Raw genomic sequence first — 10,790 nt, forward strand, 5'->3', positions numbered from 1 at the left:
ATCCTCTCTATGGCATCTCTACGATATTATGATTTCATTTATTTCAACTATACCCTTAAACTAAATGAAAAGGAATCGAAAGTATTCGGGAGGTAGGGACATGGCAGGAAGTACGTTTGGAGAACGATTGAAAATGACTACGTTCGGGGAATCGCACGGAGAAGCAGTCGGCGTCATTTTGGAGGGCGTCACGCCTGGCGTTGAGCTGGATGAGGCCTACATCCAGATTCAGATGGATCGCAGAAGGCCGGGGCAATCCTCCGTTACGACTCCCCGCAAGGAATACGATAAGATCCGCATTGTATCCGGGCTATTCGAGGGGAAAACCACGGGCACGCCACTGTGCATCATGCTGAACAACACCGACATGCGCCCGTCGGCATACGACACCATCAAATCGGCCTATCGGCCCGGGCACGCGGATTTCACTTATGAGAAAAAATACGGGATACGCGACTATCGAGGAAGCGGAAGAGCTTCGGGAAGGGAGACGGCTGCGCGAGTGGCTGCCGGTGCCGTGGCGCGCAAGCTTCTGGAACGTCGGGGGGTCTCGATCCTGGCCTATACGACTGAGATCGGCGGCATCCGGTGCGAGCAATTCGACGTCGATGCCATCGAACGCAATGCTGTACGGGCATGTGATCCTGAAGCGGCCGTTCGCATGATCGAGAGGATAGAACGACTGGCCGAAGAGGGCGACAGCTGCGGGGGAATCGTCGAGTGCCGTATCAGCGGAATCGCTGCGGGATTGGGAGAACCCGTATTCGACAAGCTTGACGCTGAGCTGGCGAAGGCGATGTTGTCCGTGGGAGCGATTAAGGGCATCGAATTCGGGACGGGCTTCCAAGCCGCCTCCATGCGGGGAAGCGAACATAACGACCAGATGGACGCGGAGGGTTTTCGGACGAACCATGCCGGCGGGATCATCGGCGGTATCAGCACCGGGGCGGACATCGTGTTCCGAGTCGTCGTCAAGCCGACTTCCTCCATTTCGATTCCCCAACGGACAGTCGATGTGGAGGGTAATGAACGGGAGATAACGACGATCGGCAGACACGATCCATGCATCTGCCCCCGTGTCGTACCCGTGATCGAAGCGATGGCTTGCATGGTCATCGAGGATCATTACAAACGTCAAGCCGCTTTGCATGACGAATAGCAATGAACAGCATACGGCAAAAAAACCGGAAGCAATCTGCTTCCGGTTTTGTATTTGAAGATCTAATGCGGCGCTCAGGTCCCAAGGGGGCTGGGGATCTGAAATCGCATTAAACCAGCGTTTGCAAGGATTCCGGCGTGAATGGGGCAAGCTCGTCGAAACGCCCGTCTCGAACCTTGGCAGCCCACTCTGGATCCGCCAGCAGAGCACGGCCGACGGCAACCAGGTCAAATTCATTTTCCTCAAGACGACTCAGCAGCTCTTCGAGGTCTCTTTGGCCGGCACCCTTACCTTGGGTGAAGAGGCTGGTAAATACCTCATCGAGACCGACGGAACCGACGGTGATGACTGTTTTTCCAGTCAGCTTCTTGGCCCATCCGGCAAAGTTCAGGTCAGAGCCTTCAAATTCAGGCTCCCAGAAGCGGCGGGTCGAGCAGTGGAATATATCGACACCGGCGTCAGACAGCGCGGTTAACAATTGCCCCAGCTTCTCAGGCGTATCCGCCAGCTTGGCTTCATATTGGTTCGTCTTCCATTGGGATAGGCGGATGGCGACAGGGAAGTCAGGACCCACCGCTTGACGGACTGCCTTGACCACTTCGATCGCAAAGCGGGCGCGCTTCAGCATGTCGCCTCCGTATTCATCGGTACGCCGGTTCGTTCTTTCCCAGAGGAATTGGTCGATCAGGTAACCGTGGGCACCATGGATTTCTACGCCGTCAAAGCCAAGGCGTTTGGCATTCGCGGCGGCATCGGCATAAGCTTGAACGACCTGCTCGATTTCATCCTTGGTCATCGGTTTCGTGACCACGTTGCCGTCCAGGTCAAGTCCGGATGGTCCGATCGGAAGTGCCTCCGGATTTGGCTCGGCACCTAGCGGTCTTGTCATGCCGATGTGCCAAATTTGCGGCATGATTTTACCGCCGGCTTCATGGACCTGACGGACCACCTCGGCCCAGCCGTTCAATGCGGCCTCTCCATGGAAATTAGGCACATTGGGGTTATCGGTGGCCGCCGGGTGGTTAATCAGCGTTCCTTCGGTAATGATCAAACCAACGCCGTTCTCCGCACGCCGGCGGTAGTAAGCGGCCACATCCGGGCCCGGAACGCCATTCGGGGAGAAGCCTCGGGTCATGGGAGCCATCACCACGCGGGAAGGCAGGGTAAGGTTGCCGATGGTATAGGGCTCGAATAGGGATGCAGCAGATCGGACACTTTGATTTTGGTTGCTCATGTATGGAATCCTCCAATATGTTTAATATGCTTTTCTGTATTTTCATAAAAATAGATATATATGATAAAAAGAAAGAGCTTTTAAGCTTAATCTTCAGGTTGATTTCTTTTTAAGCCTAAAGCTCTTCCTTGAGTTGTTCGATAAAACGCTTAATGCCCTCCTCATTACGTCTGTAATATGTCCACTGGCCCGCTCGATGGGATTCCAGGAGACCAGCCTTTTGCAATTTGACGAGGTAGCCAGAAACGACCGACTGAGCGAGTCCTGTTTTTTCTGAAATGGAGCCCACGCAGATACCGCCATGAAAATCACATTTGGAAGGCATGTGATCCTGCGGATCAAAATGTTCTTCCGGGTGCTTCAGCCACTCCAGGATTTTGAACCGAGACTCGTTTGATAGTGCTTTAATGGTTTGTAAGGTATCCATATGCTCATTATATCTATTTTTATAGAAATGTAAATATGTTTTTTTGAAGGTTTTGTCTTCGGTAAGGTTTGACGTATAGGGGCAAACATAAACGTGATGGATCCCTGAACCTTTTTACGGCTTGGGGATCCATCCTATGTAGGTACCTTATGTATTCACTCTTTTTTTTATTCTTTGAAGGCCAGACCCTTCTCGGCCAAAGCGGCGCGCAATACTCCGATCGCCTTTGGACCAACTCCGTGAAGCGCAAGCAGTTCTTTCTCCGTCGCCCGGGTAAGATCGGCAAGCCGATGATAGCCGGCAACGATCAGGGCTCGCCGTGCCGGATTACCGGCCTTAACGGGAAAGTCGCTCTCGGCCGCAGCTGCAGGGGGGGTGTCACGCATGGAAATCCCTCACTTTTTCGGTTATTTGTCAAAAGAGCCATGGACTTTCGTGAATGAGTCGATGGCTGAGATTAAGCGTGCATAAAACAATCAGTAAGATTATGTTACAGAACGACTTGGCTGTAAAGAGTTAATCCGATCTTCATTGCGAAAAGTAAACGATTCATGAAGGGTTCAGATAATCTTCATAAATCTATTGACATTATCAATGAGAATGATTATCATTGTGCTGAGTATTGATAATGATAATTGTTCTCAATAATTATTATTAATAAACAATATCTACAATACATAGAGGGTATAGGGGGAGAAATTCAATGCGGAGTATGAAGGGTCTTGTATTTATTGTATTGATATTTGCTGTGGTTTTAGTCGGCTGCGGCGGGGGTACGGCATCCAATGAAGGAAGCGGCTCCACGGCAGCGCAGAATTCGGATCAGGGGGCCGCACAGGGCGGGGATAACACCGAGGCCACGCCGGAGACCCGAACCATCAAACACGCATTGGGCGAAACGAAAATTACGGGTGTTCCGAAGCGCGTGGTGGCGCTGGAATGGCTTTACGCAGAAGATGTTCTTGCGCTGGGTGTTCAGCCTGTCGGCATTGCAGACATCGAAGGGATGAAACAGTGGGTGAACATCCCGGTGGAGATCAGTTCGGACGTGACCGATGTCGGCACTCGTCAAGAGCCGAATCTGGAGCTTATCGCTTCCTTGAAGCCGGACCTGATCATCGGTTTGAAATCCAATCTTGAAGCCGGTTTTGAAACGTACAACAACATCGCGCCAACATTGGTGTTTGATCCTTATCCGGCTGAGGGACAAGGGGATCAGTATGAAGAAATGATCAATACCTTTAATACGATTGCTGACGTGCTTGATAAAAAAAACGAAGCCGCAAACGTGCTTAGCAATTTGGATCAAACCTATGCCGATGCCAAAGCCAAGCTTGAAGCTGCGGGCATGACGGAAAAACCGTTTGCGCTGGCGATGGGGTACAGCAACCAGAATGCGGCGGTATTCCGAATATCGACGGATAATTCCCTGGCCGTAAAAATTCTTGAGCACATCGGGCTGACCAACGCCCATAAGCCAGGTCAATTTGAAGTCTACGGATTCACCACTGCGGACGTCGAGGCGCTGCCGGCTCTTCAGGACGCGAATTTCCTGCATATTATCCAGGACAGTGATAACATCATCGAGAATCAATTGAAGGACAATCCGGTTTGGAAAGGCCTGAACTTTGTTAAAGAAGACCGCGTGTATGCACTTGGCGGTGACATGTGGCCTTACGGCGGCCCGTTGTCTGCCCAGACCATGGCTCAAAAGACAGCTGACCTGCTCACGCAATGAGTTTCGGCGAGAAACCAGCTCAAGGCTCCACGCCGGTGAGCATCCATCCGGCCCCGCCTGTTGCCTCAGGTAGGGGCTGGAAGCCGTTATGGATGCTGGCTGGAGGCCTTGCGGCACTGCTATTTCTTACGTTTATCAGCTTAACGCAAGGGCTTGCGGATATATCGGTCAAAACGGTTGTGCAGGCGCTGGTGTCTCCGCAGGATATTGCAGATCACCATCTGATCCGCAGCGTGCGCCTTCCGCGAACGGTCATGGGCCTGCTGGCGGGCGCGGCCTTGGCGGTGTCCGGCGTGCTCATGCAAACCGTAACGCGCAATCCGCTTGCCTCGGAAACGACGCTTGGCGTGAATGCGGGCGCTTATTTGGCTGTCGTGGCCGGGATGATCTTCTGGCCGGGATTGCTGCACCAATATGCTCTTCCATTGGCAGTGGCAGGCGGAACGCTGGCGGCTGTAGCCGTCTATGCGCTGGCTGGCAGGACACAGGGCTCTCCCTTGCGGATTGCATTGTCCGGCATGATCGTTACCCTGGTCCTATCGTCCGTCACGAGTGCGCTGCTGCTGTTGAATCAGCAGACAACACAGGGGATTTTACTGTGGGGTTCGGGCTCGCTGATCCAGAACGATTGGGATGGCGTAGCTTTTTCATGGCCATGGATCATTGGCGGGTTAGTCGTGTTATGCATGGCGGTACGCCAATGGGATATCCTCACGCTCAATGAGGAATCGGCGCGCTCCCTCGGCCAAAAAGTCGGCACCACCCGCTTGCTTGCCATGGGGGCAGCTATCGTGCTGGCCTGCGTGACCGTGAGCGTTGTCGGTCCGATCGGTTTTATCGGGTTGATTGCTCCCCATTTGGTCCGCTTGTCCGGCGTAGTCCGGCATGCAGGGTTGATTCCGCTGGCCGCGTTATGGGGCTCTGCTCTGCTTGTCGGGGCCGACACGGTGGCCAGGATGTTCGTGAACGCCTACGGGGAGCTTCCGGTCGGAGCCATTACGGCCATGCTCGGTGCCCCTTGCCTGATCTGGCTTGCGCTTCGGGTATCCCGCTCGTTGATCGGGGGACGCGGAGCTTCAGGGGGATCAATGATGGCCGGCACAAGCCTGCGCCGGATTCCGTATCCGGTCCTGGTTGCGCTGCTCAGCGTGCTGCTGGTTTTCGTCTGGGTGTTCAGCCTGGTGAGCGGCAGCTTGCGCATCCCCTTTACGGAAGTGGTGGCCGTGCTTACCGGAGGCGGCGAGGCGATGTATCGCCAAATTCTGCTGGACTTCCGCCTGCCAAGGCTGCTGACGGCCGGCTTGTCCGGCATAGCGCTGGCCGTCAGCGGAAGCCTGCTGCAGAATGCGGTCCGCAACCCGCTGGGAGATCCCCAGGTGATCGGGGTAACCAGCGGGGCCGGAGCCGGAGCGCTGCTGCTGATGGTAGGCTTCCCGCAATTGTCGGCCGGCTGGGTACCGGTCGGAGCGGTTCTTGGAGGGATGGCCGCAGCCGCTTTAGTATACGCGGTATCCTGGAGGAGAGGGCTTCATCCGACAATTCTTACGCTGGTCGGCATCGCCGTCGCCGCGCTGGGTTCGGCCATCATCAATTTGATGATTGTCCATGCGAAGGTCGACGTTGCGCCCGCTTTATCCTGGATGGCGGGGAGTACCTATAACCGGGGCTGGACGGAGGTGCAGCGGATTGTTCCGGCGATCCTCATCCTGCTGCCTTTGGCGGCATGGCTCGGACGGAAGGTGGATCTGCTGACGTTTAACGAAGAAAGCTCCACCGGACTTGGACTGAATGTGCGGAATACCCGGATGTATGTCGCCATCATTGCAGTGCTGCTGGCTTCCATCGCTGCCGCGAACGTCGGCTCGGTCGGCTTTATCGGGCTGCTTGCGCCGCATGCCGCCCGAATGCTGGTCGGTGCCCGTCACCGGCAATCGATGGTGATTGCGGCGCTGCTCGGCGGAATTCTGCTGGCTGGGGCAGACTGGATCGGCAGGGTGGTAATCATTCCGAAGGAGCTGCCTTCGGGTATCGTTACCGCGCTCCTGGGAGCACCGTATCTGTTATATTTAATGGGGAAATCCAATAAACTGAAGAAGAAATAAACCGTTAGGATTGTAATAGCGAAAGAGGCTATTCCATCGTCGCCAAGGGGTGACATGGAATAGCCTTTTTGCGTATCGAGGGTTGGAGGATCGGGCCTACAGGCATGAGAGCAGGAGCGCCGGGAAGGCAAGCTGACGATCGTTCCGTTCGTCGTGGCGTATGAGGATCAGGCTTCCGTGTACCGCACAAACGACAGGATGATATCCTGCGGATGATCACCGAAGCCCGAACCGTATAGATTCAGTCCGTTTGGATATTCCGCGTCTTTTTTCACCTCAAAGCGGACGCGGATCGGCCGGTTAAAGGCAAGGTCCAGCGAATCGATGGTCGTGGCACTGGACGCATGGCCGTCGACCTGGCTGCCTTGTTTCGTCACGCGCCATTCCGTCAGCATGCCGTACTCGCTGCCGCTCCTCCATTTATCCGGGGTGAGCTTCCCTTTGCGGTCGCCAAAATCACCGGGGCTTCTCCAAGTGCCTACCGAAAGATCGTTGATGCTGACGGTGATGTCGGACGGCCATTCCTGCTGGAAGGAAGGCGCCTCGGAGCTTAGTTCCGCGCGGATGCGCAGCTCATCGAGGGCCGCACCGGGCGGCATGGGGTTCGCAAAATAATATTCGATGTATCCCGCCCCCGAGAACCAGAGGAGCGCAGCCTCCGTTCGTTCCGGCATGTAAAAGGCGCGCGGATCGTCAGGCGATCCGATCAGCGAGCCGTCCCGAGCCGCCATGCCGCACGTAGGCTCGATGAAGCAGTGGGAAAACATGCCGATCGGCATGTGGATTTCTTCCGTGCGCTGCAGCCCTTCGCCCGGCTTCGAGGGCAGCTCGAGAAGAATGGAGCGGCAGGTGACGGCGCAGATTTTTTCCCGATTCGCACCTTGCGAAGAGACGATCAGCTCCGCTTGCTCCAGCATTTGGACATTAATGGACACCGTAGGCTGGGCAATCCCCAGCGCCTCCGCCAACTGGCCGACGCTCATCGGTTTATCGCCGAGCGCTTCAAGGATGCGGACCCGGACATCGCTGGATAGGGCTTTGGCGACTTCCACGATCCGGGATGCCGGATAACGGTTGGTTTCCAGCTTCGATTCGTTCATAATTCCCTTCCTTTTCTGAAGCGTTGTAGTGACTCCAAGTGTACAACAAATTTATTATATTGTAAAAGTATAATGTACATTGCAATAATTATATATAGATGCTAGAATAGGGGCAAATTCAGAACAAGGAAAGGTTGTGTTCGCTTCATGAAGACTCCTGTGGCAGCGCCCATCCGTACGGACATTCCACGTCCCGAGTATCCGAGACCGGATTTTGAACGAAAAGACTGGCTGAACTTGAATGGGCCGTGGTCATTCACGCTCGAGACCGGCAGCGCTTTAGAGCAAGACGGCGTGGGCTCGGAACAGTTGCAAGGGGGAGACGCCGGCCTTTTTGATTCGGAGATCACGGTGCCGTTCTCGTGGGTCAGTCCCTTATCCGGCATTGCACGAGACGAGAAGGGGGTCGGCTGGTATCGCCGATCCGTGAATTGGGAGCCGGCCGAGAAGCAATCGCGGATCTTCCTGCGATTCGGTGCCGTGGATTATTTGTGCGACGTATGGGTCAACGGCAAGCATGTCGGCTCGCATCAAGGCGGATACGGAACCTTCGAGTTTGAGGTGACAACCGTTTGGAATACGGAACAAGACAATATTCTCGTGGTTCGTGCCGAGGATTACGACCATAACTACCAAGCCCGCGGGAAACAGGGGTACGGCGAGATCAGAGGGATTTGGCAGCCGGTTTGGCTGGAGGCCCGGCCGCAAACCTACTTGGAGCTAGCAACTTTTACGACTTCTATGGACGGCCGCATCGAATTGAAGTCCAAAATCCAGGCGCAGGAAGCAGGCACCGTGACACTCGGGCTCTCGTTCGCTGGGGGCTCGATCACCCATCAGGCGGAGTGGGAGCTGCAAGAAGGCGCGAATGAACGGATAACGGTGTTCCAGGTCGACGATCCGCAGCTTTGGAGTCCCGAAACCCCGCATTTATACGAAGGAGAGCTGCGCCTGGCGGGTTCGGCCGGCGAGGATGTCGTTCATACTTATTTTGGGATACGCGAGATCGGGACGGCGAAGTTCGACGGCCGGGATTACCGCTGGATTACGTTGAACGGGAAGCCGGTATATTTAAACGGAACGCTGGACCAGTCTTACCATCAGACGGGATTCTTCACTTACCCGACGGATACGGAGATGCGGGACGAGATTTACCTGATGAAACGGCTCGGGCTGAACTTCGTGCGGATTCATATTAAGCCGGAGGAGCCCCGCAAGCTGTATTGGGCGGATAAACTCGGGATTCTGGTGATGGAGGATATGCCGTGCTTCTGGGGCAACCCGGACGAGACGGCGCGTTCCGCCTATGAGCGTGAGGCGCTGGAAGTGATTGAACGGGACCGGAATCATCCGTCGATTTTTTCGTGGGTTATGTTTAACGAAACTTGGGGACTTCGCACGGATAGCGAGTCTGCCGGCCTGACAGGCGGCGAAGGACAGCAACATTATTATCTCCCGGAGACGCAGGAGTGGGTGCGGGAGAAGTACCGCTGGGCCAAGAGTGTTGACCCTACCCGGATCGTGGAGGACAATTCGCCATGCAATTATGATCATGTGGAGACAGATATCAACACTTGGCATTTTTATGTCAACGGTTATGAACCGCTGCGTAATCATATCGAGGAAATTGTACAGAAGACGTATCCGGGATCGGAGCATAACTACATCGGCGGCAACCAGCAAGGCGATGCTCCGCTCATGAACAGCGAATGCGGAAATGTGTGGGGAATCGACGGGGGAGCCGGGGACAGCGATCTCGCGTGGCACTATCGTTACATGCTCAACGAATTCCGCCGCCATGATAAGCTGTGCGGTTTCGTGTTCACGGAATTCCGCGACGTCACGAACGAGTTCAACGGTTATTATCGGCTGGATGGGACGGACAAAAAATTCGGGTACGAGGATTTTGTCCCGGGCATGACAATCGCCGATCTGCATACGCCGGACTTTATCGTGATCGACGCACCGCCTTGCCAGACGCTGGACCAAGGGGCTGAGAAAACCATACCGCTGCTGCGTTCCAGTTATTCGGATCAATATCACGGGCAGAAGCTGACCGTTGCCTGGGAATTATCCTATGACCGGCTTGGCACGAAGGTCGTGGCGGATCAAGGAACCCTGGAAGTGGCATGGGACGGCTACGGCGTGGCGCCGCTGACCGAATTGCAGCTTCGCATGCCGGAGACCGATGCGGTCGCGATCCTCGGTGTTCGTCTTCTGAATGCAGGAGGCGTCGTCGTAACGCGTAACTTTACGACGTTTGATGTGCGTGGTGCAGAGGAACAAGGGAACGATGGAGCGGATGTCACTAGCTTAAGCATTCCCGTCAACTCGTTCCGTGAGCAAAGCTTTGCCTACATGTGGGAGGCGCTTCTAGGCTCCAAAGTAAACGGCGGCGGTGAAGGGCGGTTCGTCTATGACGTGCAGCTGCCGGACCGTAATGAACAGCCGCTGATCCGCGATATCGACATTGTTTTCGAGGCAGGCGCAAAGCGCTTATTGGCAAGAAATATCGAGGGCGCGCGGCATCGCGCTCACGGAATCGACTTTATGCACGGGGCGTCGGCGGATGTGGAATATAATCCAAGCACCTATTATATGACGGATGAAGAGCTGCATGAATCCCGTGTATCGGTGTGGGTGGACGATGTCAAAATCGGCGAGGCCGTGCTCGCGGATGACCCTGCCGACAGCCGGGGCGTGCTGTCGTGGCACTATCAGCCGGTTCATAACCTTCTGGAAGAGGCCGGTTCGTACGGTTACCTGTGCCAGGCGCAGGTGCCGGGCAGACTCGCGGCAGAGCTGGACCGCAAGCGGAGCTTCCGTCTGGAGCTGCGCACCGAGGAGGGCGGCATCAGTCTGTATGGCCGGAATGCGGGCCGCTATCCGATCGATTTGCTGGTGCGGTGCCGGTGATATAAGAAAAGTTGATGAATGATCAGTTTCGAATTTAAAGGTGGGGAATATGGGAGGGGATCTTTGCGATCGGCCCATGGACCGACTCAGGGAACAGCAAAGGAGCATCGTTGT

The 10,790-nt window shown here is 55.2% G+C and carries 8 protein-coding genes; 4 read left to right on the forward strand and 4 right to left on the reverse strand.

Translation table 11 applies throughout. The features are described from left to right. The first annotated feature begins 100 nt into the window (after nt 1-100). A complete protein-coding gene (gene aroC, locus MHI43_RS01180; protein WP_036664916.1) occupies nt 101-1,159 on the forward strand; it encodes a chorismate synthase in 1,059 nt (352 codons plus the stop codon). A 109-nt stretch (nt 1,160-1,268) separates the two neighbouring features. Here the strand turns inward: aroC and MHI43_RS01185 are convergent, their stop codons facing one another. The 3 genes from MHI43_RS01185 to MHI43_RS01195 all read right to left on the reverse strand — a co-directional run bounded on the left by MHI43_RS01185 (nt 1,269) and on the right by MHI43_RS01195 (nt 3,206). After that, a complete protein-coding gene (locus MHI43_RS01185) occupies nt 1,269-2,393 on the reverse strand; it encodes an NADH:flavin oxidoreductase (RefSeq protein WP_036664914.1) in 1,125 nt (374 codons plus the stop codon). Nucleotides 2,394-2,508: 115 nt separating this feature from the next. Continuing rightward, complete coding sequence (locus MHI43_RS01190; RefSeq protein ID WP_009590170.1) at nt 2,509-2,820, reverse strand: helix-turn-helix transcriptional regulator; 312 nt, start codon at nt 2,818-2,820, stop codon at nt 2,509-2,511. Nucleotides 2,821-2,987: 167 nt separating this feature from the next. Continuing rightward, a complete protein-coding gene (locus MHI43_RS01195) occupies nt 2,988-3,206 on the reverse strand; it encodes a DNA-binding protein (protein WP_036664913.1) in 219 nt (72 codons plus the stop codon). Nucleotides 3,207-3,523: 317 nt separating this feature from the next. Between MHI43_RS01195 and MHI43_RS01200 the strand changes: the two genes are divergently transcribed. Together MHI43_RS01200 and fhuB are read left to right on the forward strand one after the other, a co-directional pair. After that, a complete protein-coding gene (locus tag MHI43_RS01200) occupies nt 3,524-4,558 on the forward strand; it encodes an iron-siderophore ABC transporter substrate-binding protein (protein WP_036664911.1) in 1,035 nt (344 codons plus the stop codon). Then, nucleotides 4,555-6,660: a Fe(3+)-hydroxamate ABC transporter permease FhuB gene (fhuB, locus tag MHI43_RS01205; protein WP_036664909.1), complete on the forward strand. Its 2,106-nt coding sequence runs from the start codon at nt 4,555-4,557 to the stop codon at nt 6,658-6,660. Before MHI43_RS01200 ends, fhuB begins: the two co-directional genes overlap by 4 nt. 167 nt (nt 6,661-6,827) lie before the next feature. Here the strand turns inward: fhuB and MHI43_RS01210 are convergent, their stop codons facing one another. Next, entirely contained in the window at nt 6,828-7,760 is a 933-nt protein-coding gene (locus tag MHI43_RS01210; protein ID WP_036664907.1) for a helix-turn-helix domain-containing protein, read from the reverse strand. Nucleotides 7,761-7,907: 147 nt separating this feature from the next. Here MHI43_RS01210 and MHI43_RS01215 point away from each other — a divergent pair, with 147 nt between their 5' ends. Continuing rightward, the gene (locus tag MHI43_RS01215) at nt 7,908-10,676 is read left to right on the forward strand and encodes a glycoside hydrolase family 2 (RefSeq protein WP_036664906.1); all 2,769 of its coding nucleotides are present in this window, start codon (nt 7,908-7,910) and stop codon (nt 10,674-10,676) included. Nucleotides 10,677-10,790 lie beyond the last annotated feature (114 nt).

The organism is Paenibacillus sp. FSL H8-0457, assembly GCF_038051935.1.
GTDB classification, from domain to species: Bacteria; Bacillota; Bacilli; order Paenibacillales; family Paenibacillaceae; genus Paenibacillus_AQ; species Paenibacillus_AQ lautus_A.

Coding starts and splice junctions, on each gene's coding strand:
- aroC (WP_036664916.1), top strand. CDS start 101: ATGGCAGGAAGTACGTTTGGAGAACGATTGAAAATGACTACGTTCGGG.
- MHI43_RS01185 (WP_036664914.1), bottom strand. CDS start 2,393: ATGAGCAACCAAAATCAAAGTGTCCGATCTGCTGCATCCCTATTCGAG.
- MHI43_RS01190 (WP_009590170.1), bottom strand. CDS start 2,820: ATGGATACCTTACAAACCATTAAAGCACTATCAAACGAGTCTCGGTTC.
- MHI43_RS01195 (WP_036664913.1), bottom strand. CDS start 3,206: ATGCGTGACACCCCCCCTGCAGCTGCGGCCGAGAGCGACTTTCCCGTT.
- MHI43_RS01200 (WP_036664911.1), top strand. CDS start 3,524: ATGCGGAGTATGAAGGGTCTTGTATTTATTGTATTGATATTTGCTGTG.
- fhuB (WP_036664909.1), top strand. CDS start 4,555: ATGAGTTTCGGCGAGAAACCAGCTCAAGGCTCCACGCCGGTGAGCATC.
- MHI43_RS01210 (WP_036664907.1), bottom strand. CDS start 7,760: ATGAACGAATCGAAGCTGGAAACCAACCGTTATCCGGCATCCCGGATC.
- MHI43_RS01215 (WP_036664906.1), top strand. CDS start 7,908: ATGAAGACTCCTGTGGCAGCGCCCATCCGTACGGACATTCCACGTCCC.